Consider the following 25,327-nt stretch of genomic DNA (forward strand, 5'->3'; position numbering starts at 1 on the left):
CGGAATGGATACGATAGTTGCCCCTATAACTCCCGTTATCCGTTCCGCCGTAACCGTTCTGCGCATTTCCGGCTCCGGCTGCCTGAAGGCTCTGGAATATCTTAGAAAGCAAAACGGCAAAACCTTTCAGGCTCCTGAACCACGCATTGTTTATCATGCTCTGTTTAATGACGGCAGGGTGCAGGATGATGTTATCTTCTATTACTTTAAATCCCCTAATTCTTATACAGGTGAGGATATTCTTGAGATATCCTTCCACGGCAATCCGCTTATTATCAAAAGTGCCTTAGGTTCTTTTCTGTCTCTTGGAATGCGGTTTGCTGAACCCGGTGAATTTACCAGAAGAGCGTTTATCAACGGCAAGATGGATCTTTCTCAGGCTGAGGCGGTGGAGGAGATGATTTCCGCCAAATCTGAAGCCGGTTTATTTTATTCATACAACCAGCTTAAAGGCGGGCTTAAAAGCCAGATACAAAGTCTGAAAAATCTTTATGTAGATGTCCTCACAGTAGTTGAAGCGTATATAGATTTCCCTGAAGAGGATCTTTCTGACCGTGAGTTAGACTATATATTCACCAAATACGGTCTGATTGAAATTGAACTTGCATCACTGGTGAAAAGCTATTCAGTGCTTAAGTCTGTGAACGATTCTGTTTATGTTTCCATAGCCGGACGCCCGAACGTGGGCAAATCATCAATACTCAACTGCCTGCTTAAAGAAAACAGAGCGATTGTCTCTGACATACCCGGCACTACGAGGGATTTCATAGATGCGGATATGACACTGGCAGGGCACCCTGTAAAAATTGTTGATACCGCAGGTATCCGCCACACAGAAGACTTTGTGGAAAAAGCAGGAATTGAGAGGTCTCTTGAGCGGGTGGAAAGCTCTCACATCGTTATCGTTGTCCTTGATCTCTCCGCAGAACTTACAGATGAAGACAGGCTTGTTTTGGAAAAGACTAAAGACGCAAAACGTGTGATTGTGGGTAATAAGGCTGATTTGAAAAAGTATGACCATCCGACGGATATTTGTATTTCAATAAAAACAGGTGAGAATGTTCACGAGTTTATGAGTATTCTTGAGTCTTTTATATCAGAAGAGGACTCACAGATTCATGAACATGCTATAGCTGTAAATGAAAGACAGAAGAATGGCTTTCAGCGTATGCTTGCCTCCCTTGAGGAAATCAAAGAGATGGGGTGTGATGATCTGGACTCCTTATCTTTTGAGCTGCGTGACAGCCTGAACATTTTATCTGAAATTACAGGTGAATCTTATACCGAAGAAATATTATCAAATATTTTCAGAAGTTTTTGCATCGGTAAATAGTGTGTAATTGTGGAAAATTTGACATGTTTCACGTGAAACATGTCTTTATGAATTGAGAATGTGGAAATCTATTTTAAATGTCATTATTTTTTTCAGAATACCTAATTTGATTTCCTTACTTGATAAAATATGGAAAGGGATTTAACACTAAAAATTAAATATATTCAGGTGAATAATGCTTGTTTATGACAAGTCTTACGATGTGATTGTGGTTGGGGCAGGGCACGCAGGGTGCGAAGCAGCATTAGCTGCTGCCCGTATGGGTGCTTTAACTGCTCTGTTTACCATTAATGTTGACAATGTGGCTCATATGAGCTGCAACCCTGCAATCGGCGGTTTAGCTAAGGGTAATATCGTAAAAGATATAGACGCCCTTGGCGGCGAGATGGGGAAAAATATTGATGAAACCGGAATACAGTTTCGTGTTCTGAACATGAAGAAGGGCCCGGCAGTAAGAAGCAGCAGGGCGCAGGCTGATAAAGACCTCTACAAGCTTCGTATGCAGCGTGTGATAATGGAGCAAAGCGGTCTTGATCTTAAACAGGGAATGGTGGAAAGCCTCTCGATAGAAAACGGTGAAATTAATGGCATAATTGCTGATACAGGAATGCTTTATAAAGCAAAGAAAGTTGTTCTCTGCACCGGAACATTTCTTAAAGGGCTTATACATATCGGAGACTGTAACTACCCTGCAGGGCGCATGAATGAATTTGCGTCTGTTGGAATGTCTGATTCTCTTACAAAAGCAGGCTTCAAGCTTGAGCGACTTAAAACAGGAACTCCTGCAAGGCTTGATGTCAACACCATAGATTTTTCAAAGCTTGATGCGCAGCACGGTGACGAATTCGCAAAGCCGTTTTCATTTGAAACGGAAAGTATCAGTCTTCCACAGCTTCCGTGCTACGTAACATATACCAACGAGAAGACACATCAGATAATAAGGGATAACCTGCACAGATCACCTCTCTACGGCGGTATAATCAAGGGGATTGGTCCTCGTTATTGCCCGTCAATAGAGGACAAGGTCAAAAAATTCCCTGATAAAACAAGGCATCAGATTTTTCTTGAGCCTGAGGGGCTGACTTCAAGGGAATACTACGCTAATGGTTTTTCCTCATCGTTGCCTATTGACGTTCAGATAGCTATGTATAGAACAGTTGAAGGGCTTGAGAATGTCGAATTTGTAAGACCTGCCTACGCAATAGAGTACGACTTCATCCAGCCTACTGGGCTTTATCCGACTCTGGAAACGAAACTTGTTAAAGGGCTTTACTTTGCAGGGCAGCTCAATGGTACAAGCGGGTACGAGGAAGCCGCAGCACAGGGGCTTGTAGCCGGCATTAATGCTGCACTGGCTCTCGGCTGTAATGAACCCTTTATTGTGGGGCGTGAGCAGAGCTATATCGGTGTCATGATTGATGACCTTGTAAATAAAGGCGTTGATGAGCCGTACCGCATGTTTACATCAAGAGCGGAATACAGACTTCAGCTTCGTGAAGATAACGCAGAGTACAGACTGACAGATAAAGGTTATGAATTGGGCTTAATAAGCAAAGCACGGTATGAACGTTTCTGCCTTGAACGTCAGGCAAAAGATGATGATATAGCAAGATTAAAATCAGTAAGGATTACTCCTTCTGTAGAGGTTTTGGGAGTCCTTGCTCAATATGGCGGAGTGCTGCGCAACCCAGTGAGCGCTTTTGAACTGCTCAAAAGACCTGAATATGATTACTCCACAATAGAGAAGCTCTGCGGCAGTTCTGCTAATGAAAGAGTCCGTGAGCAGGTTGAAATCAACGCTAAGTATGAAGGCTATATTGAGAGACAGGAAAACGAGATAGAAAAATTCCGCAAAACAGAATCAGTAAAGATTCCTGACAGTATAGAATATGAAGGGATAATCGGTTTGCGGAGAGAGTATATCGATAAACTTAAAACAATCCGTCCTGCAACGCTTGGGCAGGCAGCAAGAATAAAGGGTATGACTCCTGCTGCTGTTGCTCTTCTGCATGTTCATATAAGTAAAATTAAAAACAGCGGCGGCACAGATGCTTGAAAACTATGTTGAAATAACCAGTGAGCAGTCGGCAAAGCTCGAAAAGTTCTATGAAATTCATATGAATGCTGAACTTAACCTCACTGCCATTAAAGACAAGGATGAGTTTTATCTTAAGCATTATCTGGACAGCGTTTATATTTTCTCACTAAAAAATGTTTTACGTGAAACAATGGCGGATATCGGCAGTGGCGGCGGGTTTCCGGGGATTGTTGCTGCAATCTTTTATCCGGATGTGCAGATAACCCTTGTGGAAAGCATTGCAAAAAAATGCAGATTTCTTGAACAGGCTGCCTCTGAACTGGGTCTTAATAATGTTAAGGTTCTTAACTGCCGTGCTGAAGCAGTGCAGGGGAAGTTTGACCTGATCACAGCAAGAGGCGTAGCAAAGGTTAAGGAAATTATTAAATGGACAAAGAACCTTGCCCGTAAAGACACTTTGTGGCTATTATACAAGGGTGAGCGGCTTGAAGAAGAGATGCAGCAGGCACAGGATCTGCTCAAAAAATATAAATTGGGGTTTGAAAATGTCAGGGTTGAGAAACCATTTACGAGGACTTATACTATTATCGGCGACAGCACTTCTTTTACTGACGGTGTCCTGCGCAGGCCGTCCTCAGGTAACGGCTCCTGTTGAGCCTTTTTCGGAAACTTTTTATGCTACAAAAGACCTTAATTTCAGAGATCTTGAAAAGCTTCAGACAATAAACAGCAACGCATCCCTTGAGCAGTCCGCTGCGGCAGGCTTAATCATGGGCAGGCACTATGTGCGCAAAGGGCAGTATGACAAAGGGATGAAGTTTCTTGAGCGCAATTACAGAGAGACCTATCTCAGCAGATATATGCGTTTTTCAGGAATGCTTTGGCTCTTCGATGGCTACATCAAAACAGGCAAAGAGGACAAAGCGCTGGAATACTATACAATGATCAGCAACCGAAAGGATGAAGAGCCTTTCCCTTCTGTAATCAAAACATATTGCAGCTCAGAGGGTATCAGATCAACAGGAGACCCTTTTGTTGATTGTGTGGACAGCAGACTTAAGCCTTCTGCCTCTGATAAAAAGATAAAGGATGCAGAGCCGAGCATTACACCTGAAATTACTGAACCTGAGCCTGCTCCGCAGGTTGAAATTATTAAAGAGAAATCCATGGCTGATAAGGTCTTTATTACAGGCAGCAGCCACATGGAGTTTATGCAGGCGGCGATAGCTGCAGTTGCATACAAAAGGGCATCATTCAAACTGGAAATGGGCGATGGATTCGGGTTTAACGCCGCAAAGATCGACCCTTTCCGCAGAACTGTCGATGTGGGTGGAACGACCTACAGATTTGATATCACCAAAGATGATATAGTTGCGGAAGCAACCGGATATGCAGTGCTTGAAAAGGCTGTAACGGTAATTGCAGTCTCTAACGAATACACTAACCACGCAGAAACAGCAGCGGCAGAATTAAAAGCTCAGAACATCCAGGTTCATATCATGAATTTTGAGAAGGGAAGCTTCCAGAATGAAATGAAAGCAATAACCTCAAAATATGACAAAGACACCAGATATACTGTGATGATTCTATCGCCTGAAATTAAGCTTATCAAAGTTGTCCCTCTGGTGAGGTACAGTGTGAAAAATCCTGAAAAGGTCAAACTGATCATCGGAACAGATTCTTTTGGCAAAAGATATCTTACAGACGACTATTTAGGTTATTTCCGCAGGGCAATGATATTCACTCCTGTCTATCTGGCAGGGAATGTCAATGCGTCAGAGTTCCGCAGGGTATATATGGAACAGTACGGAGAAGAACCTACACTTGCCGGATACATGGCAAATGATATTGTGGGCTTCCTCAAAGGCGAGCCTGTCAGCTTGTTTGCTACGGATATAAATTATATTGATAACGGAAAAGCAGTGAGAACTGTAAAGAGCTTTAGAATTATTTCAGCAGATAAAATTGAATTATTGGGGCGGTAAAATGACTTATATGGAAATAGTTAAAGACAGATACAGCTGCCGTAGTTATAATAGTGATGAGATCAGCAAAGAGGATATGGAATATATTCTTGAGTGTGCCCGACTTGCACCCAGCGCTTGCAACCTTCAGCCATGGAAAATATACATTGTAAGGGATGAAAAAGTTAAGGCGGGGCTATGCGAAGCATATCCAAGAGAGTGGTTTGCCGGAGCGCCTGTAATAGCTGTTTTCTGCGGGCTCAAAGATGAAAACTGGAAAAGGGCTGACGGTGCGGATTATCTTATGTGCGATGTAAGCGTGATCGCGGATCATTTTATAAATGCTGCAAGTGACAGTGGTCTCGGTACATGCTGGATAGCTGCATTTGATGAAGAAAAGGCGGCGTCCGCCCTTAAGCTGCCTGAAAATGAAAAAGTGTATGTAATGACACCTTTAGGATATGCAGCTGATAAAAGTCCGGCTCTTAAAAAGAGAAAAAACGCCGGAGACATCTGCTGTTTTATTTGAATGCTAATTTTAATAATTAAAGGTATTATTGATAAAGCAATGAAAATCACCTTGCATAAAGCACTCCGAATACTGCGGAGTCTTTGCGGGTGATGCCTGAGTTGCATGAATTTATGTTGACAAAAAATAAGATTATATAATAGATTTAGTTACCTATGCGTTAGTTGCCGCTTTTCGTAACGACGTTTGGTTTTAATTTATTATCGGAGATTAAAATGAAAAGAGATAAGTCGGAATATGCCGTACAGGCGGTCAACAACGCCATAGATATTCTTGAGCTGCTCGGCGACGGTGAACACGAACTAAGCATAAGTGATGTGGTAACCAAGCTCAATCTTACCAGAAGCAATGTTAATAAGCTTCTCGCCACGCTGGAGATGTTCGGTTACGTTGAGTATAACCGTTATACCGGTAATTTCAGACTTGGTGTAAAGACCTTCCAGATATCTCAGGCTTACATAAACAAGCTGAACATCATTGAAATCTCCATTCAGGTTCTCCAGCAGCTCAAACAGCAGACAGGAGAATCCGCTTATATCAGTGTGATGAGAGACGGCAATGTGGTATATCTCAACGTTATTGAGACAGACCATGCAGTTAGAGTTCTTCCCCGCATCGGCAATGTTGGTCCGGCATATGCCACAGCCACAGGAAAGGCGCAGCTTGCTTATTATGATATGAGGGACATCGAAAAACTTTACTCCGGTGATATGCAGACCTTCACAAAGAACACAATCGGCTCAATGGAAGCTCTCAGGGCTGACCTTAAACTGATCAAGGAGAGAGGCTATTCGCTGGATGATGAGGAATACGAGCTTGGTGTAAGGTGTGTCGGCGCTCCGGTGAGAGACTTCATGGGGAATGTCATCGCCGGAATAAGTGTAAGTGCGCCTGTTGAGAGAATGACTATGGAGCGGGTTGATGAAGAAGTTGCTCCTATAGTTCTGGAGGCAGCGAAAGCTCTTTCAGTAAAATTCGGTTACAGAGGCTGAGAAGAGCAGAATCCTTTTCAGAAGGACTTCGCCGAAAACTAACAGCCGCTGGTTATTCTGCGTCGGTTTTCCTCGCAGTATATGGTAATCCCTACTTGCGGTGTGGTTATGTTGTCTTCTATCAGCGTACTTTTTGTTGAAGATTCCGGAGTAGAAAAAAACAAAGTTCTCGAAGCACTTAAAAAACATTTCACAATAGAGATCCATGCCCTTGCCACAACAACAGATGAATTTCACGAACTTCTCACCGGGCGCCACTGGGATTTAGTGGTGTCCGAGGAATATCTCAGCAAAACAGATGTCTTTGAAATACTTGATATAATAAACGCATCCGGACGGAATGTTCCGGTATTTGTGTTCTCTGCATATTCTGATGTGCGGGGCGCTGTGGAGTGCATCCGCCGTGGTGCGAGCGACTTCCGCACCAAAGATGATATAGCAGGGCTTATCGAATCAGTGCGCAATACTCTGGCCAGAAAGAAAGGAGTTAAGGAGAGCGGCGATGATTATGAAAAAGAACTGCTCATTGATATAATAGAGGAAAGCAGGGATCTGATCTTTCTTATGGATGAAAAAAGCCTTAAGTTCAGATATGTAAACCGTGCTGTTATAGAAAAAACAGGGTACAGCTTCGGCGAGCTGCGGAGCATGACGCCGGTTGATCTTGTCCGCAATATCAGTGCTGAAATACTGCGTGAAAGGCTTGCAGGCGTTGCCGAAGGAGAGCAGGACAAAATAGTTTTGTTCACTGAGCTTGTCTCGAAAGACGGTGAAGTTCACCAGAGCGAAGCAACCGTGCAGCTTGTTTACAGAAAAAACGAAAGTATGTTTTATGCCCGCCTTGAGGATTTAAGCGAAAAGATACGAACCCATGAAAACGCTATGCGTATGATGCAGGTGGTTGAGTACAGCACGTCCGGTATATTTGTAACAGAGAGGGACGGAACAGTCACCTACGCCAACCCGAAGCTTGAGAAGCAGACGGGCTTCAGCGGAAAAGACATCATAGGCAGCAATATAAAAGTCATTAAGAATGTTATTGAAGACAGCGCTGAATATGACCGCATATGGTCAACGGTCCTCTCCGGAAGGAGGTGGGCAGGGCGCACAAAGAGCAACACAAAAGGGGGCGGGCATGTGGAGGTTATATCATTTGTTTCGCCCATAAGAAACTCAAAAGGCGAGATAACAAATCTTGCTTTCTTTGATGAAGACGCCACCATAGCTAATGAGATGAAAATGCAGCTCATACACGCTCAGAAGATGGAGACACTGGGCGAACTTGCCGGCGGCATAGCCCATGACTTTAACAATGTGCTTACCGCAGTGGGCGGGTTTGCCAGTGTGATAAGCCGCAAGCTAAAAGACAGAAAAGATCTAAGCTACCTTGCGGATAAGCTGGTGGAGCTTGCTGAATCGGGCAGGTCACTCACACAGGGTCTTCTGGGATACAGCAGAAAGAGAGAGCAGGAATTCAGAATCATAGAGATCGACCGCATTGTAAGAAAAGTTTCGGATATAATTTCGCTGGTTTTTCCGGAGGATGTAGTAATAGATCTGGAAACCGGATGCGACGGGGTGAGGATAAAAGCCGTTGAATCACAGATTGAGCAGATCCTTCTTAACCTTGCAAACAATGCAAAGGATGCCATGCCTGATGGCGGGCTGTTAACCGTATCAACCTCAAAAAGCCCCTCAGGAAAGAGCGTGATAATTCGTATAGGGGATACAGGCACAGGGATGCCGGCTGATGTTCTGGCTAATATTTTCAAGCCGTTTTTTACCACTAAAAGCGAAGGAAAGGGGACAGGGCTTGGGCTTGCCATAGTAAAGGACCTCATGGACTCTCATGGGGGAAAAATAGCCTGTGACAGCGTTTTGGGTCATGGCACAGTTTTTACACTGGAATTTCCTCTTGTAGATATAGATGAAATATCATGTGCTGCTGCAACATCAGACAGTCTGGTAAAACTGGACGGCTGCGTAGTCGTTGTGGATGATGACCCGGGCGTGAGAGAAGGCATTGAAACAATGCTTGGGGAATTCGGTTACAGGGCAGCCTCATTTGACGGTTTTCCTTCTCTTCATAACAAACTTGAACACTTGGGAGAAGTATCACTGGCTGTTATAGATATGGTACTTTCAGATTCCGGGAGTATGATGGCGGAGGAAGCCCTTCTTGAGAAATACAAAAATCTGCCGATAATCTATATGACGGGATATGATGATGAGTCACTCAAGGCAAAGGGTATAGACATTACAGGTAAGATTATTTTAAAAAAACCTGTCTTCGCACACGCTCTGCTGAAGATGATAGCAGAATCAGTAAATGAAAAAGCAGGCAGGAAGGGGTAAAATTACCCTGTGTATAACATTAATAAATATTATTATGGATGAATGAAGGTTGAAATGAACAAGTGGACGGAAGATTTCCCTGAAGCAATGAAGGAAATCACGATTCTTTGTGTTGAGGACGAGTCTGACGCCAGAGACAAGCTTTCTGGTTTTCTCAGTAAAAATTTCGGCTCAGTCTACAGTGCCTCAGACGGTATAGAAGGGCTTGAGATATTTAAGTCGGAAAGCCCGGATATAATAATCACCGACATACAGATGCCGCTGATGAACGGTCTTGAAATGGCGGAAGAGATCAGGAAAGAGAACGCAGATGTACCTATAATCATAACAACCGGTTATGATGATGAGAAGTATCTTGTTGGTTCCATAGATATAGGCGCAATGAAATACATTAAAAAACCTGTGGATATCAAAAAACTCAGAAGCCTTTTAAGCGAAGTTGCCCTGAACATCATACAGCAAAAGGAAAAAGCAAAAAAGGACAGGCTGCTCAGGCTTGTTATGGAAAACTCATCTGAATTTTACCTGATTACCGACCTCGAACAGATTCATTATATGAACAGATCCTTCCTCCGTTATATCGGCTATGACGATATGGCAGAACTTGGCAAGGAAGCGTCAGTGCTGGAGAGGGTTAATATCCTGAAAGACGGCAGCGGGTATTGCGGTGCTGATCTCAAAAGCTGGCTTCAGAAAGCTGTTGCGGGAAAACTTGATGAAGCTGTCTTCAAAATGCAGGGGGCAGGTAAGCTGAAAAGCGAAGCAAAAAACTTTCTGGTTCGTATCAACAATGTTGAGGAAGAAAACTCTATATTTGTATCAATGGTTGATATATCCACACTTGAAAACTCTGTCGTGATAGGTGAAACCCCTGCGATGGTAGACCCACTGACAGGTATAGTAAACAGACAGAAGTTTCTGGAAGAGCTTGACCGTGAGCTTTACAGAGTGCAGAGATACACCCGTCCTTTGAGTATTATCCTTTTTGATATTGACGGTTTCAGCGAAATCAACGAGCGCTACGGAAGGCAGGTTGGAGACAGCATAATAAAAGAGATAGCCCAGCTTGTGCATCAAAATGTCCGTGTGGTTGACACCTATGCCCGCTATGGCGGTGAGGAATTCATAATCCTTGCTCCTGAGACGGATATAAACGGCGGCTGTCAGCTTGCTGATAAAATAAGAGGCAAGATAGAGCGCCAGCAGTTTTCACATGTGGGCAGGGTTACATGCAGCTTTGGTGTAACGGAGTACGTTCTGCTCCAGTCAAAGGATCTTCTTATAAAAACGGCTGATGATGCGCTTTACATGGCAAAAAGCAGAGGGCGCAACAGAGTTGAGAAAGTCACCTTTTTTTAAGAAGAAGGTGCTTCCGGTGATTAGATGAAAACATACCGCCATGCAGTTATCTCTCCTGCTCTGCCGGAGGAGTATCTTGATGTCAGCACCCTGTCCATGCTTAATTCATCAAACTTTAAAGGTACTAAAATACCGGACGGAAGAGTTGTTTTCCGTTCGGCGGATGCCTGTCAGCTTGATGAACTGTGCGGGCATCTGGCGAAATTAATAGAACACAAGCTTCAGGAAAACAGGCAGGATTACCCGACATCACTGGCTGTCAATGTGGCAGTTATTGGTGAAGCCGGTGCTGTATGCGGCGGAGAGGCGTACTTTGTGGCTGCGTTTCATGTGGAGCATTTTTCAACAGAAGCATGGCTCGCAGAAAAGGGAAGAGCCCACGAAAATGCAGGCGGTGTGGAGTTCTTTTAACTGAAATTTCTGTTGTTTCACATGAAACATTTTATATAATAGTTTCTTACACATTATTATATCAAAGGTGATCCTCTGAATCCGAATCAGTTTTCCAAAGGTTTTAAATATGCGCTGCCAATAGCGGCGGGGTACTTCCCCGTTGCCGTCTCGTTTGGTCTTACCGCTGTTTCAGCAGGGCTGGACGGATGGCTTGCGGTTCTTATGTCCCTGATAGTTTTCGCCGGAGCGGCACAGTTTGTAGGTGCCGGTATGTTCGGGATGGGGGTCGGCGGCTGGGAGATAGTGCTTACCACATTTGTTCTCAATTTCCGCCATTTTCTCATGACTTCATCATTATCACGGAGACTGCCGGATAATACCACCAAGTCCCAGTCTGCCCTTGCAGCCTTCGGCGTAACAGACGAAACGTTCGCTGTAGCCAGCATGAGCAGGGATGAAAAACTTGCACCGTCATATCTTTACGGACTCAATTTTACTGCATACACGGCCTGGGCAGCAGGAACTGTCGCAGGAGTGATGGCTGGTTCAATACTTGGTGATACTTTGAAGCAGAGCCTGACCTTCGGTCTGTATGCTCTTTTCATAGGTCTCCTTGTGCCGGAGATGAAAAGAGCCAAACCTGCTGTTACGGCGGCACTATGCTCAATGGCAGTTAGCGGCGCACTGTACTTCCAGCCGTTCTTTAAAATGGGTTCAGGGTGGATGATTGTAAGCGCCACCGTGGTGGGGTCGTTCATAGCGGCAGTTCTTCATGGGGATGAAAATGAGCAAGCTTAATATTATTATTCTCATGGCGCTGGTGACATATATTCCGAGAATGCTGCCGATGGTTTTTCTTAAAAATATGCGGCTTGCTCCGTGGCTTAACAGATTTCTGAGGTTTATTCCTTATGCTTCATTGGGGGCGCTGATATTCCCCGGAGCGTTGTTTTCAGTGAATCCGCCTGCTGCGGCAGCCGGAGGAATAATTGTCTCCGCTGTTATGGGGCTCATGGGCAGAAGTCTGATTGCGGTGTTTGCCTCCGGTGTTGCGGCGGTTTATATCCTGCTTCTGATTATCTAAAAGTGAATAAAAAAAAGGCCCTTCTCATGAAGGACCTTTTAAGTGCAAATATATTAGAGCTATCTTAAACGTCTTCGCTGTCCGGTTCGTTCTGACCGCAGCATTTCTTATACTTTTTGCCGCTTCCGCAGGGGCAGTCATCATTTCTTCCCACTTTAGGTACTGCACGCCTGACAGGTTTAGTCTTCTCTTCTTTTGGAGCAGCAGAGAGAATATCTCTGCGTTCTTCTGAGATTTTAACTGTTTTCTGTCTTTCCTGCTCCTTTTTTTCAAGATCCACGTCTTCCTGCTTCTGACTCATTTTTACATTAAAGAGTATGCGGCAGGTATTGTAGTAAACCCTGTCCATGAGGGCTGCGAAGAGGTTGAATGCCTCACGTTTGTATTCGTTGAGCGGGTCTTTCTGTCCGTATCCTCTGAGCCGTACGCTGTCACGGAGATGATCCATGCTGAGGAGGTGTTCCTTCCACTTATCGTCCAGCATGCTTATCATAAGGTAGCTGAAAAGCCCTCTGTAGTGTTCGCCGAATTCCTGTTTCTTTGCTTCAAACTTTTCTTTTATTTTCTGTGCAGCGCTGTTGAGGAAATCCTCCGGCTTCTTTACATCAGTCGGTGTATCGTCAATGGCAAAAGTTTCTTTCAGTGCGTTGTTAAAGCCTTCGAGATCGGGTCTCTCCAGCGATGTAACGTATTCGTCATAAAGCCCGTTGAGCGTATTGTTTATGGTTTCTCTTGCAACTTCCTCAACCTGCTCCTTGTTAAGAATGCTGTTGCGGAGTCCGTAGACAATTGTTCTCTGCTGGTTCATTACGTTATCGTAATCCAGCAGGTATTTACGCACTTCAAAGTTCATCGCTTCAACTTTTTTCTGTGCGTTTTCAATTGCCTTGGAGATTATGTTATGTTCAATGGGTTCCCCGTCTTTCATTCCCAGCTTGTTCATTATGTAGGATATTTTTTCAGAGCCGAAGATTCGCATAAGGTCATCTTCAAGGCTGAGGAAAAATCTTGATGAACCTGCATCGCCCTGACGTCCGGCACGGCCTCTGAGCTGGTTGTCAATCCTTCTGGACTCATTACGCTCAGTGCCCAGAATATGCAGACCGCCGATTTCAAGAACACCTTCACCGAGTTTGATGTCGGTTCCTCGTCCCGCCATGTTTGTGGCTATTGTTACTGCACATTTCTGACCAGCAAGGGAGACAATCTGTGCCTCACGTTCGTGGTGTTTGGCGTTGAGGACTTCGTGCTTAATCTTTTTCTTCTCAAGCATTTTGCTTACAAGTTCAGATTTTTCGATTGATGATGTTCCCACAAGAACAGGACGTCCCTGTTTGTTCATTTCTTCTATTTCCATAACGATCGCTTCGTATTTCTCACGGGCAGTCTTGTAGATAACATCTGCTCTGTCATTACGGACCATTTTACGGTGAGTGGGTATGCTGACTACACCAAGGTTGTAAATCTGCATAAACTCGCCTGCTTCTGTTGCCGCAGTACCTGTCATCCCCGCAAGTTTTTCATACATGCGGAAGTAGTTCTGGAATGTGATGGAGGCGAGGGTCTGGTTTTCGTTTTCGATTACAACCTGTTCCTTTGCCTCTATAGCCTGATGCTGTCCGTCGGAATATCTTCTGCCGGGCATTAGCCTTCCTGTGAATTCATCAACTATAATTACCTTGCCGTTTTCCACAACGTAATCCTTGTCACGTTTAAAAACAGCATGGGCTTTCAGTGAGTTATTTACATAATGAAGTGTGTCCACGTTTGCCATATCAAAAAGGTTCTCCAGACCGAGAACTCTTTCTATGGTGTTTATGCCTGCGTCAAGGAGCTGAACATCACGGCGTTTTTCATCGACTTTGTAGTCTGTTTCCGGTTTAAGCTGGCGGATAACTTCGTCTATCTTGTAGTAAACAGTGGTGGAGAGATCGGTAGGACCGCTTATGATAAGAGGTGTCCTCGCCTCGTCAATAAGGATACTGTCAACCTCATCTACTATGGCGTAGTGAAGCTTTCTCTGTGCCATATCATTCACGGAGAGCTTCATGTTGTCACGCAGGTAGTCAAATCCGAACTCGTTGTTTGTTCCGTAGGTTATGTCCGCTGCGTATGCTTCTCTTCTTGTGCAGGGCATAATTTTAGTGGTCAGTTCCTCTTCATTATCCCACTCAATAAGCCATGATGCCTCGTGCTGGATAATGCCCACAGTCAGACCCAGCGTGAGGTAAACAGGGCTCATCCACTGGGCGTCTCTTCGGGCGAGGTAGTCGTTTACAGTAACAAGGTGCGCCCCTTTTCCTTCAAGGGCGTTAAGGTACAAGGGGAGGGTCGCCACAAGGGTTTTACCTTCACCTGTTTTCATCTCTGCAATTTTTCCTTTATGCAGGGCGTATCCGCCTATGAGCTGGGCATCAAAATGCCTCATATTCATTCTGCGTTTGCCAACTTCCCTTACTGCGGCAAATGCTTCGGGGAGGAGTTCATCAATGCTTTCTCCGTTTTCAAGCCGTCTGCGGAATTCAGCAGTACATGCTTTGAGTTCATCCATGGATTTTTTCTCAAAGACGCTTTCAAGGGAGTTTATTTTATCGACAACAGCGCCCACTTTTTTAAGGTATCTCTGGTTGAAGTCGCCGAACAGTTTTTTAGCCAGTTCTTTAATCATCCTTTAGACCTTCCTTTATTTTTCCGTTTTTACAATCAGCCAGTATATCACACCAAGCACCGCAATGGACAGCAGAACAAAGCCGTATATCATCGGGTTTGATGTTTCGTGTTTCAGCGTGATGATAAGCAAGTCACGGATGAATGCAATGAGCGCCACGCCGATGAAGATACTTATCTTAAACTTACCCCCTTTCAGCATCTGAACCTCAGTGTGGAGAAGCTCCACAAGAACCCAGATTATAAGGAGCGAGCCGAGGGCGGTTATAATTATTTTGTCAGCATTTTCTTCCAGAAGGTGCATTATCTCGATTCCGAACAGGACAGCCGCAGCGACAGTCATCAGAATCAGCATACCCACCATAAAGGTGTGCATGAGAAATGAGAACTTCTCAGAAACGGAGACTATAAAGTTCCTTACACTGAATATAGATGTATATTCTTTGATTTTGTTTTCGCAGAAAGCATAGTTTATGGCGTCAAAATTAATATCCATAAGCTTATGAACGCTTAACAGAATATTTTTTCTGTGTATGTCATCATCCAGACTCTGAAAAATCTTTTCGTGCATCCAGAGGCGTATGAAACTCATCATGGAGTTTATCCATTCATAATCTATTTCATACTTTATCTGAAGATTACCGAATTTTTCAAGGTAGGCGAGGTATGCGTTGTTAATCTTTGCTTCAAAAAATCTGTCATACCATGTGGCAAGGAACTCCCTATGCTTGGCAAGCACAACAGGGTATATATTGTCGGGCATTCGGAACTTTTTGGAAAAATTTTCAAAAACATCCCTTATGAAATCTTCCTTGTGATTTTCCATTATGTCTTTCAGAGAGGCAATATTGCGCAGGTCATCTTCTGTAACTTCGTAGCTTTTTTGGAGATTTTTAAAGTATTTCATTTGCGGCTCCGCAGGGGAAAAACGGACAGTGGCAGCTTTTCCGATAAAGGAAAATAGTTATTTATTTTTCGGTAATGTATGATAAAATCCGTTAAAAATAAAGGGAAAACAGACTGTCCGCACTACTTATGACACTCTTATAACATACCCCTGCCATTATTTAAAGAGAGGTTGGGGATGCCTAGGGAGGTTTACCGAAAATGAACCGCAGCCGCACCGCGGAAATTACAAGAAAAACTAACGAAACAGATATTTACCTCAAACTGAACATAGACGGTTCGGGAGAGGGGAAAATCACCACAGGTGTAGGGTTTCTTAACCATATGCTTGAGCTTTTCGCCCGTCACGGCGGTTTTGACATTGAGATCATAGCCAAGGGCGACACTATTGTGGATGATCACCACACAGTTGAGGACATCGGGATCTGCCTCGGAGACGCTTTTAAGAAGGCTCTGGGAGACAAAAGAGGGATCAGACGCTACGGCTTCTTTCTCCTGCCTATGGATGAAACCCTTATAGAATGCGCCATAGACTTCAGCGGAAGAACATACCTGAACTATGCGGCGGATATTCAGGCTGTGCGTGTGGGGAACTTTGAGACGGAGCTTGTGGAAGAGTTTTTCAAGGCATTTGCCGACAGATCAGCGGTGAACCTGCACATCATAAAAAGATTCGGGCGTAATACCCACCATATCATTGAAGGAATCTTTAAAGCGGTTGCGAGATCAATAAAAGATGCGGTTGTCATAGAGTCAGACAGGATAATGTCCACTAAGGGAACGCTGAGTGAGTAAGATAGCAGTTATAGATTACGAGGCAGGGAATCTCCGCAGTGTACAGAAGGCATTTGAAAGCCTCGGTTACGATGCTGTGGTTACATCCGATGCCTCTGTTATAAAATCAGCACACAAAGTCGTTCTCCCCGGTGTGGGAGCATTCGGAGACTGTGTCAGCGGACTTGAAAAGGCAGAGCTTAAAGAAACAGTGCTTGATGTTATAAGCTCCGGAAAACCGTTTTTCGGCATATGCGTGGGCATGCAGATGCTTTTTGAAAAGAGCTTTGAGTTCGGTGAGCATGAGGGACTCGGAGTATTCAGGGGCTCAGTAAAAAAGTTTCCCGATGAAATAGTTAAAAAAGGGATGAAAATTCCCCATATGGGCTGGAACAGCCTTAATATAACGCAGAAGGATCACCCTGTACTGAAAGGGATAAATGACGGTGACATGGTTTACTTTGTGCATTCGTATTATGTGCAGTCGGAAGACAGGGCAGTTGTTGCCGCAGAGTGCGAATACGGAGTGAACTTCACCGCCGCTGCTGCGAGAGATAATGTATTTGCCACGCAGTTTCACCCTGAAAAATCACAGACCACAGGTCTTAAGCTGCTGAAAAACTTCGGGGAGTGGAAATGCTGATAATTCCGGCTATAGATCTTCTTGGCGGCAAGGCTGTAAGGCTTCGTCAGGGCGATATGGACGATTATAAAATATATTTTAACGACCCTGCGGAGGCGGCTGTTCAGTTCCGTGAGCTGGGTATAAACAGGCTTCACATTGTGGATCTGGACGGAGCCAAAAAAGGGGAGATGACCAACTTTGACACCATAAAACGCATCATACGTGAAGCGGATATGGAGATAGAGGTCGGCGGCGGAATCCGCAATATGGACAGGATTAAAGCTTATTTTGACATCGGCGTGAAATACGCCATACTCGGAACTGTTGTGATAAAAGATCCGGAATTTGTGAAAAAAGCTGCCGAAACTTATCCGGACAGGATTATACTTGGAGTAGACGCCAAGGATGGGTATGTCGCCACAGAAGGCTGGTATGAAACCAGCGAAACTAAGGCTGAAGATGTGCTGAAAACCTATGCAGGCTACAGCATCGAAAGCGTTATATATACTGACATCAGCCGTGACGGAATGCTTCAGGGGCTGAATATTGAAGCCACAGCAGCCCTTGCGGACAAGAGCCCATGGGGCGTGATAGCCTCCGGCGGGCTGAAGGATATAAGTGATGTTAAGGCTCTTTGTGAGCTTAACCACCCGAACATAAAAGGCACAATAGCAGGGAAAGCCTTTTATGAAGGGACAATAGATTTAAAAGAAGCCGCCGCCATCATCACTGCGGGGTAATTACTCAGGCATGTCCTGATTGGTTTACGGAGTAAATTAAGGGTATGATCCACAACATTCTCTATTTTCTGGCAACAGGTTTCTATTCGGGCAAAAGCCCCTATGCCCCCGGTACGGCGGGCACACTTGCGGGTGTCGGTCTTGTTATCTTAACAGGCTGGTTCTCTCTTACGGCTCAGATCATCTTCTGTATTCTGCTTTTCGGAGTGGGTATTCTCGCATCCGAATATCATGAAAGAACAACAGGGGAGCAGGACGCTCCTGAGGTTGTTATAGATGAGATAGCCGCTTATTATTTTATCATGCTGTTTTTCCAAAACTCGCTGAATAACCTTTTCTGGGCGTTTCTGCTGTTTCGCGTATTTGATATTGTGAAACCTTACCCCATAAAAAGGCTTGAGGAGTTCGGCGGCGGAATTGGCGTTATGCTGGATGATCTCGGAGCGGCAGTGTACTCCATAGGCGCACTGCTTGTACTCAAGGGGCTCTTGTGGCTGGCAATGTAGTTACGGCAGCGGTATTTGCCATAGGGAGCGAACTCCTTGAGGGGAGCATAGTTGATACAAACTCCGCATGGATAGGCTCCCACCTTGTAAAGCATGGTATAAACGTTGAAGACACCCGCCTTATACCTGACAATATGGACAGGATGGCGGAGCTTTTTGTTGAAGCTGCTGAAAAATATGACCTTATCATAACAACCGGAGGTCTGGGACCGACATTTGATGATCTCACCGCTGAGGTGGTAAGCCGTGTTTCCGGCAGAGATTACACTCTGAACGAGGAACAGCTTGAGCATATCAGAAAACGGCTCCTCAAATTCGGCATACAGTTAAAGGAAAACCATTACCATCAGGCTAAACTGCCGGACGGATGCAAAACATTCTTTAACCGGATGGGCACAGCTTTCGGCTTTTCAGTTCCATGCGGCAATTCAAGAATAATATCAATGCCGGGCATCCCTTTTGAGATGAAACCAATGTTTGAGGAACAGGTGCTGCCTTGGCTGCATGAGCTTTTCCCGCTGAGAGAACGTTTCATCAGGGATCTGCGCATAGCCGGCAAGCCGGAATCCGAAGTGGATGACGTGATCCGTGAGTTTGGCATACCCGAAGGCATAGAGTGCATAATTAATGTCGGCAAAGGTGACATTCTCGTTAAAGTGCGGGGTTTTGATGAGGCTGCGGTACACAGATTCGCAGAAGCAGTCAGAAAACCATTCGAGAATAACTTCATAGGCTACGGCGATGAAACATTCCCTGTGCGCCTTGTACGTATGCTTAAGGAAAAAGGATACAGCATCGGCTTTGCTGAAAGCTGCACAGGGGGAATGATGGGTGCGGAGATCACATCCGTGTCAGGAAGCTCCGCTGTTTTCAGCGGGTCGGTTGTGTCGTATTCCAATGATGTGAAAACGAATGTCTTAGGCGTTCCCGCTGATGTCATAGAATCTCACGGCGCTGTGAGTGCCGAATGTGCTGCTGCGATGGCAGAAGGGGCAAAAAAGCTCCTCGGAACGGACTGCGCAGCCGCAGTAACAGGCATAGCCGGACCCGACGGAGGCACTGACGAAAAACCAGTGGGCACAGTGTTCATAGCGGTGAATGTAAACGGAAAAACCGAAGTCAAAGGCTACGGTTTTAACGGTGACAGACCTGCCGTCAGGGAGCGCACAGTGAAAACAGCCTTCGCATGGCTGATAGACTTATTGAAATAAATTTCAGATTATATAAGGAGTAAATAATGGATGCAGAGAAAAGGAAAGCCTTAGACCTTGCCATGGGCAAGATAGAGAAAGATTTCGGCAAGGGTGCGGTCATGCGCCTCGGCGACCGTGCGGTGGAGAAACTTCCGGTTATCTCCACAGGCGTTCTTTCCATAGATATAGCGCTCGGAGTCGGTGGTATCCCCAGAGGAAGAATCATCGAGATATACGGAAGCGAATCATCAGGTAAAACCACAATAGCCCTGCACACAATAGCAGAAGCGCAGAAAGCGGGCGGCATAGCAGCGTTTATAGATGCTGAACATGCCCTTGACCCTGTGTATGCCAAAGCGATTGGCGTTGACACTGACAACCTTATTGTCAGCCAGCCTGACAGCGGCGAGGCGGCACTTGAGATATGCGAGACTTTGGTTCGTTCCGGCGCAATCGATATAATCGTTGTGGATTCAGTTGCGGCACTTACTCCCAGAGCAGAGATAGAAGGCGAAATGGGCGATTCGCACATGGGTCTTCAGGCAAGGCTTATGAGTCAGGCTCTCAGAAAGCTTGCAGGTATAGTTAACAAGTCAAAGACATCACTTATATTCATCAACCAGACACGCTCCAAAATCGGCGTTGTTTACGGCAACCCTGAAACAACTACAGGCGGTAATGCTCTTAAATTCTACGCTTCAATCCGTATGGAGATTAAGAAAAGCACTGCATTGAAGGAAAAGGACGAGCAGGTCGGCAATCAGGGCAGTGCAAAAATCGTTAAAAACAAAGTTGCTCCCCCATTCAAGGTTGCGGAGTTTGATATACTCTACGGTGAAGGCGTTTCGAGAATCGGCGTGCTGATCGATCTCGGTGCCAAGCTTGATATAATCAACAAGGCAGGCGCATGGTTCAGCTACGGAGACACTAAGCTGGGACAGGGTAAGGAGAATGCAAGAGCGTTCCTGACTGCCAACGCTGAAATGGCTAAGGAGATAGACTCCAAGGTCAGAACACATTACGGAATCGCCGTTGCTCCTGAAAAAGAAGAAGGGTAAAATTCAGATAACACTTTCCGCACTAAGGGCAGTTTATCTGCCCGTGAGCGTGTACAAAAAAACTACAGGATGTAGGTTTTTTTGTTATCAAATGGAGGTCAACCGTGGATATTAATACTATTCTCCAGAGAACTGTTGCGATGGGAGCGTCAGACCTCCACCTTAAAGTCGGCAGACCGCCCACAGTGAGACTGCACGGAAAGCTTGAATCCATTCAGGGACTTCCGAAACTCACTGCGGAAGACACACTGAAAATAGCCACTGACGTAATGCCTCAAAGTGCCAAGAACCGCTTTAAAGAAGGAAAAGAGGCAGACTTTGCCTATGCCGTACCGAAGGTGGGGCGTTTCAGGGTGAATGCGTTTCTTCAGAGGGGCGTAATCAGCATGGTTTTCAGGGCAATACCCATAGAAATTCCCGACATTGAAAAACTCCATCTGCCTGAAGTTATTAAGACAATTTCTCTGGAGAACAGAGGTCTTGTGCTTGTTACGGGTATCACCGGCAGCGGTAAATCTACCACGCTGGCTGCGATGATCGATTATATCAATACCCATAAATACGTGAATGTAATCACTGTGGAAGACCCCATAGAGTTTATGCACGTTGATAAAAACAGCATCATAGCTCAAAGAGAGGTAGGAGCGGATACCAACTCATTCTCCGAAGCTCTGAAAAGGGCTCTCCGTCAGGATCCCGATGTTATCCTCGTGGGTGAAATGCGTGATCTGGAAACCATAGAAACTGCCATGCACGCAGCAGAAACAGGACACCTTGTTATGTCCACTCTGCACACCCTTGATGCGCCTGAGACCATAAACCGAATAATTTCTGTGTTCCCGCCCCATCAGCAGGAACAGATAAGAATACAGCTTGCGGGCATAATAAAAGCGGTAATCTCCCAGAGGCTTGTTCCCACATCGGACGGCACAGGTCGTGTCGCCGCCATTGAGGTAATGGTGTCAAATGCCACAATCAGGGAATGTATTGTGGATAAAATGAAAACCCGCCAGATAACCGACTTCATAGAGCAGGGGCGTTCTGTCTACGGCTCACAGAGCTTTGACCAGTCACTCATTGACCATGTACGTTCGGGGAATGTCACCTTTGAAGAGGCTATGAAGTGGGCGAAAAAGCCGGATGACTTCGCACTCAAAATGCGGGGTATATCATCATCCAGCGATAATGAGGAAAACGAGTGGAAGCTCGGAGGAATGCTCAATAAAGAAGAAGAGGAATAGATCTCCCCTTGATTACGCCTTCAGAATTCTTTCCATGCGTGACTATTCCGAGTACACCATGCGGGAGAAGCTTATTTCAAGATTCAGCCGTGAGGAGGCTGATGAAACCCTTAACCGCCTGAAAGAACTGGGCTATATCGATGATCTGCGTTATGCCGAAAATTTTGTTGTTTCCAAACTTCTGTCCGGTTTCGGGGTCTATGCTGTTATAAGGAAACTCCGTGAAAAAGGCGTGGATGTAAACAGAGGCTATGTTCTGTCCGTGGCGGAAAAGCGGGATATAGACATGGAAGACCTTATGGGAAATGTCCTGAAAAAGTATCTTGCAAAAACGGGTGATGAGGATAAAATATCTGTCCGTTCCAAGTGTATGAGATACATGCTGGGGCGTGGTTTTGACATATATGAAGCTGAAAAATATTTAGAGAGGTTGATGAATGAAAGTGATATTTCTTAAAGACGTCAAGGGTGTTGCGAAGAAAGGCGACATAAAAGAAGCAAAGGACGGCTACGCTAAGAACTTCCTCTTTAAACAGAATATTGCTGTGGAAGCTACAGAGGCTAACCTTAATAAGCTTGAACAGCAGAAAGCAAACGAAGCCGCAAAGGAACAGAAGAGAAAGGACGAAGCCAGAGCGCTTGCGGACAGGCTGAAAAAGGTCGGCATAAAAATGAGCAAAAAAGCCGGAGAAACAGGTAAGCTTTACGGCGCAATAACATCAGCAGATATAGCCGAAGCTCTCAAGGCGGAAGGTCTTGAGGTTGATAAGCGTGATATAGACCTCCATGACCCCATCAAGGATACAGGCATACACACTGTTAAGGTAAACATATACATGGACATTAAATCCGAGATAAAGGTTGAGGTTCATGGCGAATGAGATAAAGCGTGTTCCGCCGCACAGTCTTGATGCGGAGCAGGCGGTTCTTGCCTCTCTGCTGATAGATGACAAAGCGGCGGACAAAGTTCTGCACATGCTTACGGCGGGGGATTTCTATTCCCCGATCCATCAGTATCTATACTCTGTAATCTATAAACTCCATGAAAGCGGAAAGCCTGTTGACATCATATCTCTGGCAAATTACGCCAATGACAGAAACGAGCTTCCCCGAGCCGGCGGGGTGGAATACATCTCGTCCCTTGTGGAGATCATACCCAACTCCGCCAATGCGGAATATTACGGGAACATAGTTAAAGATAAGTCCACCCTGCGCCAGCTTATAGGCGTAGCCGTTGAGATGACGGAGGACTGCTACACCCGCACAGATGATGTGGCTGAGGTTGTGGAGGCGGCGGAGAAGAAGATATTCTCCCTTGCGGAGCAGAAGCTTAAGGCAGATGTTCTGCCCATAGGCGAGCATATGCACCGCACCTTTGAGGTGCTTGAAAAGCTTTATCACCGTAAGGAGGATACCACAGGTATTCCTTCAGGATTCATGGATCTGGATCAGATGACAAACGGTTTTCAGCGTTCGGATCTCATAATCATAGCCGGGCGTCCGGGTATGGGTAAGACAGCTTTCACCCTTAACGTTGCGCTCAACAGTTCCAAGTCAGTCAGAGAAGGAAAAGAGAAGTTCAATGTTGCATTCTTTTCATTGGAAATGTCAGCGCAGCAGCTTGTTCAGCGTCTTCTTTCAGGCGAGGCGGGGGTAAACTCAAACAAACTCCGTTCCGGTAAGTTCAGCTTTGAGGAATGGTCAAGGCTTACTGCGGCTGCGGGTGAGCTGAGCGAGCTTGGGCTTTATCTGGATGATACTCCGGCGATCACTGCAATGGAACTCCGTGCCAAGTGCCGCAGACTGAAAAGAGAAAACGGGCTTGACCTTGTTATAATCGACTACCTTCAGCTTATGGGTTCAAACAAAACAGAAAGCAGGGAACAGCAGATTGCTGATATTTCCAGATCGCTTAAAGCGCTTGCCAAGGAGATGGATATTCCGATTATTGCCCTTTCACAGCTTAACAGGGGAGTGGAAAGCAGGATAGACAAACGCCCGCTTATCTCCGACCTTCGTGAATCAGGAGCAATAGAGCAGGATGCGGATATCATTGTATTTCTTTACAGAGATGACTTTTACAACAAGGAAAAGAAAACAGGCATAACCGAAGTGATAATAGCAAAACACAGAAACGGTTCAACCGGAACTGTAAGCCTTGAATTTATCGGTGAGTACATGAAGTTCAGAGATATAGTTCAGGGATATGTATAAAAAATCATACATTTTTTCGGATCTGTTGTACATTGTGTACAGGATTTGATCTCAAACCCCTTGAAATCAGGGGATCTTTCAAATGGCATGGTTATTGCTTATAATAACCATGTTGTTGGAGGACACACAAAATGTTTCAAACTACACTCAATAATACAATTAAATTTGACGGCATAGGACTTCATTCCGGAGAAACAATTCAGGTGGTTGTAAACCCCTCATATACTGATACAGGCATAATGTTTCGCCGTGCGGACATATCAGGTTCTGCATATACAAAAGCAAGTCCCTATACTGTGACCTCCACTCAGCTTGCCACAAGCATCAACTGCGGCAAAGGAAGCATATCTACTATCGAACATCTCATGGGCGCACTTTACGGACTCGGTGTTGACAACGCTCTCGTGGATGTCTACGGAACAGAAGTGCCGATTCTCGACGGCAGTGCTTATCCCTTTGTTGAAATGATAAGAGAAGCCGGAATAAAAGAGCTTAATATAAAAAGAAAATATCTTAAGTTTAAGAAAAGAATCATCATAGAAAAAGGCGACAAGTGGATAGAGCTTATCCCCTCACGCTTTTTTAAAGTGACCTTCGGCATATCATTTGATGACAACTTCGTGCAGGAACAGAAGGCGTACTTCAATTTCTCAGACGGAGGCTTCATTGAAGATGTAGCCAGAGCAAGAACTTTCGGTTTCAAGAAAGATGTTGATGCCCTTCATGCTATGGGGCTCGCAAAAGGCGGAAGCCTTGAGAACGCAGTCGTTGTTGACGGCAGCGGAATCCTGAACCCTGAAGGGCTCAGATATAACGATGAGTTCGTTCGCCATAAAATCCTTGATCTTCTCGGAGACATATCTCTGATAGGCTACAGGTTTTACGGACATGTCAGGGCGTATAAGTCAGGGCACATGCTCAATAATATTTTTGCAAGAACACTGCTTGAATCTACTAACTGCTATTCCATTATAGAACAGCCGGATATGCCGGCATTCAGTTCGCTGCTTGAGCTGAAACCACAGGGGATTTAAGAGATTACCCGAAAGCAGCTTATAACCGGCTGCTTTCGGGGGAAATCTCTCTCTGATACCTTATATCCTGCCTGTTTCGCTTTGAAAGGCGGATTTCTCACCTTAAGACTTGCTTCCTTACGAATACATATAAAGACAGCAAACTTCAAAATTTTTACATTCACCGGCGCTTTCAGGACTACAGGAAATCTGATTTTTTCTACACCTTAAATCCCTTATGCTTATAGGTTAAAAAACTGCTTGACAGTAAAAGGCTCAAGTCATATTCTTTATTTAGCACTCTTTGACATTGAGTGCTAACAATCACAGGGCAAACATTGAT

24 protein-coding genes are annotated in these 25,327 nt (G+C 45.1%); 22 read left to right on the forward strand and 2 right to left on the reverse strand.

The window, feature by feature from the left end:
* Positions 1-4: 4 nt before the first annotated feature.
* From mnmE to ACYRYY_RS08730, 11 genes are all read left to right on the forward strand, one after another.
* Entirely contained in the window at positions 5-1,333 is a 1,329-nt protein-coding gene (mnmE, locus tag ACYRYY_RS08680) for a tRNA uridine-5-carboxymethylaminomethyl(34) synthesis GTPase MnmE (RefSeq protein WP_460215209.1), read from the forward strand.
* Between the two features lie 175 nt (positions 1,334-1,508).
* Positions 1,509-3,389: a tRNA uridine-5-carboxymethylaminomethyl(34) synthesis enzyme MnmG gene (mnmG, locus tag ACYRYY_RS08685; protein ID WP_460215210.1), complete on the forward strand. Its 1,881-nt coding sequence runs from the start codon at positions 1,509-1,511 to the stop codon at positions 3,387-3,389.
* Positions 3,382-4,026 carry a 16S rRNA (guanine(527)-N(7))-methyltransferase RsmG gene (gene rsmG / locus ACYRYY_RS08690; RefSeq protein WP_460215211.1) on the forward strand — a complete coding sequence of 215 codons (645 nt, stop codon included), beginning with the start codon at positions 3,382-3,384 and terminating at the stop codon, positions 4,024-4,026. Before mnmG ends, rsmG begins: the two co-directional genes overlap by 8 nt.
* Positions 3,986-5,356, forward strand: coding sequence for a hypothetical protein (locus tag ACYRYY_RS08695; protein ID WP_460215212.1), 1,371 nt, complete (start codon positions 3,986-3,988; stop codon positions 5,354-5,356). Before rsmG ends, ACYRYY_RS08695 begins: the two co-directional genes overlap by 41 nt.
* 1 nt (position 5,357) lies before the next feature.
* The gene (locus ACYRYY_RS08700) at positions 5,358-5,864 is read left to right on the forward strand and encodes a nitroreductase family protein (protein ID WP_460215213.1); all 507 of its coding nucleotides are present in this window, start codon (positions 5,358-5,360) and stop codon (positions 5,862-5,864) included.
* A gap of 215 nt (positions 5,865-6,079) precedes the next feature.
* Positions 6,080-6,856, forward strand: a complete 777-nt coding sequence (locus ACYRYY_RS08705; RefSeq protein WP_460215214.1) for an IclR family transcriptional regulator — start codon at positions 6,080-6,082, stop codon at positions 6,854-6,856.
* A 108-nt stretch (positions 6,857-6,964) separates the two neighbouring features.
* A complete protein-coding gene (locus tag ACYRYY_RS08710; protein ID WP_460215215.1) occupies positions 6,965-9,211 on the forward strand; it encodes a PAS domain S-box protein in 2,247 nt (748 codons plus the stop codon).
* A gap of 54 nt (positions 9,212-9,265) precedes the next feature.
* Positions 9,266-10,570: a GGDEF domain-containing response regulator gene (locus ACYRYY_RS08715; RefSeq protein ID WP_460215216.1), complete on the forward strand. Its 1,305-nt coding sequence runs from the start codon at positions 9,266-9,268 to the stop codon at positions 10,568-10,570.
* A 24-nt stretch (positions 10,571-10,594) separates the two neighbouring features.
* On the forward strand, positions 10,595-10,981 hold the full coding sequence (locus tag ACYRYY_RS08720) for a hypothetical protein (protein ID WP_460215217.1): 387 nt from the start codon (positions 10,595-10,597) through the stop codon (positions 10,979-10,981).
* A gap of 120 nt (positions 10,982-11,101) precedes the next feature.
* Entirely contained in the window at positions 11,102-11,761 is a 660-nt protein-coding gene (locus ACYRYY_RS08725) for an AzlC family ABC transporter permease (RefSeq protein ID WP_460216475.1), read from the forward strand.
* Entirely contained in the window at positions 11,748-12,047 is a 300-nt protein-coding gene (locus tag ACYRYY_RS08730; protein WP_460215218.1) for an AzlD domain-containing protein, read from the forward strand. The genes ACYRYY_RS08725 and ACYRYY_RS08730 overlap by 14 nt, the downstream gene beginning before the upstream one ends.
* A 64-nt stretch (positions 12,048-12,111) precedes the next feature.
* On the opposite strand, the gene secA is transcribed toward ACYRYY_RS08730, so the two are convergent.
* Together secA and ACYRYY_RS08740 are read right to left on the reverse strand one after the other, a co-directional pair.
* Positions 12,112-14,715, reverse strand: coding sequence for a preprotein translocase subunit SecA (secA, locus tag ACYRYY_RS08735; RefSeq protein ID WP_460215219.1), 2,604 nt, complete (start codon positions 14,713-14,715; stop codon positions 12,112-12,114).
* A gap of 15 nt (positions 14,716-14,730) precedes the next feature.
* Positions 14,731-15,621 (reverse strand): phosphate-starvation-inducible PsiE family protein, encoded by an 891-nt coding sequence (locus ACYRYY_RS08740; protein ID WP_460215220.1) that lies wholly within the window; start codon positions 15,619-15,621, stop codon positions 14,731-14,733.
* A gap of 200 nt (positions 15,622-15,821) precedes the next feature.
* Between ACYRYY_RS08740 and hisB the strand changes: the two genes are divergently transcribed.
* The 11 genes from hisB to lpxC all read left to right on the forward strand — a co-directional run bounded on the left by hisB (position 15,822) and on the right by lpxC (position 25,005).
* Positions 15,822-16,415 carry an imidazoleglycerol-phosphate dehydratase HisB gene (hisB, locus tag ACYRYY_RS08745; RefSeq protein ID WP_460215221.1) on the forward strand — a complete coding sequence of 198 codons (594 nt, stop codon included), beginning with the start codon at positions 15,822-15,824 and terminating at the stop codon, positions 16,413-16,415.
* On the forward strand, positions 16,408-17,037 hold the full coding sequence (gene hisH / locus ACYRYY_RS08750; protein WP_460215222.1) for an imidazole glycerol phosphate synthase subunit HisH: 630 nt from the start codon (positions 16,408-16,410) through the stop codon (positions 17,035-17,037). Before hisB ends, hisH begins: the two co-directional genes overlap by 8 nt.
* A complete protein-coding gene (gene hisA / locus ACYRYY_RS08755) occupies positions 17,031-17,759 on the forward strand; it encodes a 1-(5-phosphoribosyl)-5-[(5-phosphoribosylamino)methylideneamino]imidazole-4-carboxamide isomerase (RefSeq protein WP_460215223.1) in 729 nt (242 codons plus the stop codon). The genes hisH and hisA overlap by 7 nt, the downstream gene beginning before the upstream one ends.
* Before the next feature lie 44 nt (positions 17,760-17,803).
* Positions 17,804-18,265: a phosphatidylglycerophosphatase A family protein gene (locus ACYRYY_RS08760; RefSeq protein WP_460215224.1), complete on the forward strand. Its 462-nt coding sequence runs from the start codon at positions 17,804-17,806 to the stop codon at positions 18,263-18,265.
* A complete protein-coding gene (locus ACYRYY_RS08765; RefSeq protein WP_460215225.1) occupies positions 18,250-19,476 on the forward strand; it encodes a CinA family nicotinamide mononucleotide deamidase-related protein in 1,227 nt (408 codons plus the stop codon). Before ACYRYY_RS08760 ends, ACYRYY_RS08765 begins: the two co-directional genes overlap by 16 nt.
* Positions 19,477-19,502: 26 nt before the next feature.
* Entirely contained in the window at positions 19,503-20,516 is a 1,014-nt protein-coding gene (recA, locus tag ACYRYY_RS08770) for a recombinase RecA (protein ID WP_460215226.1), read from the forward strand.
* Positions 20,517-20,620: 104 nt separating this feature from the next.
* The gene (locus tag ACYRYY_RS08775; RefSeq protein ID WP_460215227.1) at positions 20,621-21,757 is read left to right on the forward strand and encodes a type IV pilus twitching motility protein PilT; all 1,137 of its coding nucleotides are present in this window, start codon (positions 20,621-20,623) and stop codon (positions 21,755-21,757) included.
* Complete coding sequence (locus ACYRYY_RS08780; RefSeq protein WP_460215228.1) at positions 21,702-22,214, forward strand: regulatory protein RecX; 513 nt, start codon at positions 21,702-21,704, stop codon at positions 22,212-22,214. Before ACYRYY_RS08775 ends, ACYRYY_RS08780 begins: the two co-directional genes overlap by 56 nt.
* Positions 22,195-22,638: a 50S ribosomal protein L9 gene (rplI, locus tag ACYRYY_RS08785; protein ID WP_460215229.1), complete on the forward strand. Its 444-nt coding sequence runs from the start codon at positions 22,195-22,197 to the stop codon at positions 22,636-22,638. Before ACYRYY_RS08780 ends, rplI begins: the two co-directional genes overlap by 20 nt.
* Positions 22,628-23,971, forward strand: a complete 1,344-nt coding sequence (dnaB, locus tag ACYRYY_RS08790) for a replicative DNA helicase (RefSeq protein ID WP_460215230.1) — start codon at positions 22,628-22,630, stop codon at positions 23,969-23,971. Before rplI ends, dnaB begins: the two co-directional genes overlap by 11 nt.
* Before the next feature lie 131 nt (positions 23,972-24,102).
* Positions 24,103-25,005: a UDP-3-O-acyl-N-acetylglucosamine deacetylase gene (lpxC, locus tag ACYRYY_RS08795; RefSeq protein WP_460215231.1), complete on the forward strand. Its 903-nt coding sequence runs from the start codon at positions 24,103-24,105 to the stop codon at positions 25,003-25,005.
* Positions 25,006-25,327: the final 322 nt, after the last annotated feature.

This window comes from Geovibrio sp. ADMFC3, from assembly GCF_054687035.1.

Bases quoted from the DNA above. Each gene is read 5' to 3' on its own strand.
- mnmE (WP_460215209.1), top strand. From the start codon at position 5: ATGGATACGATAGTTGCCCCTATAACTCCCGTTATCCGTTCCGCCGTA.
- mnmG (WP_460215210.1), top strand. From the start codon at position 1,509: ATGCTTGTTTATGACAAGTCTTACGATGTGATTGTGGTTGGGGCAGGG.
- rsmG (WP_460215211.1), top strand. From the start codon at position 3,382: ATGCTTGAAAACTATGTTGAAATAACCAGTGAGCAGTCGGCAAAGCTC.
- ACYRYY_RS08700 (WP_460215213.1), top strand. From the start codon at position 5,358: ATGACTTATATGGAAATAGTTAAAGACAGATACAGCTGCCGTAGTTAT.
- ACYRYY_RS08705 (WP_460215214.1), top strand. From the start codon at position 6,080: ATGAAAAGAGATAAGTCGGAATATGCCGTACAGGCGGTCAACAACGCC.
- ACYRYY_RS08710 (WP_460215215.1), top strand. From the start codon at position 6,965: ATGTTGTCTTCTATCAGCGTACTTTTTGTTGAAGATTCCGGAGTAGAA.
- ACYRYY_RS08715 (WP_460215216.1), top strand. From the start codon at position 9,266: ATGAACAAGTGGACGGAAGATTTCCCTGAAGCAATGAAGGAAATCACG.
- ACYRYY_RS08720 (WP_460215217.1), top strand. From the start codon at position 10,595: ATGAAAACATACCGCCATGCAGTTATCTCTCCTGCTCTGCCGGAGGAG.
- ACYRYY_RS08730 (WP_460215218.1), top strand. From the start codon at position 11,748: ATGAGCAAGCTTAATATTATTATTCTCATGGCGCTGGTGACATATATT.
- secA (WP_460215219.1), bottom strand. From the start codon at position 14,715: ATGATTAAAGAACTGGCTAAAAAACTGTTCGGCGACTTCAACCAGAGA.
- ACYRYY_RS08740 (WP_460215220.1), bottom strand. From the start codon at position 15,621: ATGAAATACTTTAAAAATCTCCAAAAAAGCTACGAAGTTACAGAAGAT.
- hisB (WP_460215221.1), top strand. From the start codon at position 15,822: ATGAACCGCAGCCGCACCGCGGAAATTACAAGAAAAACTAACGAAACA.
- hisA (WP_460215223.1), top strand. From the start codon at position 17,031: ATGCTGATAATTCCGGCTATAGATCTTCTTGGCGGCAAGGCTGTAAGG.
- ACYRYY_RS08760 (WP_460215224.1), top strand. From the start codon at position 17,804: ATGATCCACAACATTCTCTATTTTCTGGCAACAGGTTTCTATTCGGGC.
- recA (WP_460215226.1), top strand. From the start codon at position 19,503: ATGGATGCAGAGAAAAGGAAAGCCTTAGACCTTGCCATGGGCAAGATA.
- ACYRYY_RS08780 (WP_460215228.1), top strand. From the start codon at position 21,702: ATGAGGAAAACGAGTGGAAGCTCGGAGGAATGCTCAATAAAGAAGAAG.
- rplI (WP_460215229.1), top strand. From the start codon at position 22,195: ATGAAAGTGATATTTCTTAAAGACGTCAAGGGTGTTGCGAAGAAAGGC.
- dnaB (WP_460215230.1), top strand. From the start codon at position 22,628: ATGGCGAATGAGATAAAGCGTGTTCCGCCGCACAGTCTTGATGCGGAG.
- lpxC (WP_460215231.1), top strand. From the start codon at position 24,103: ATGTTTCAAACTACACTCAATAATACAATTAAATTTGACGGCATAGGA.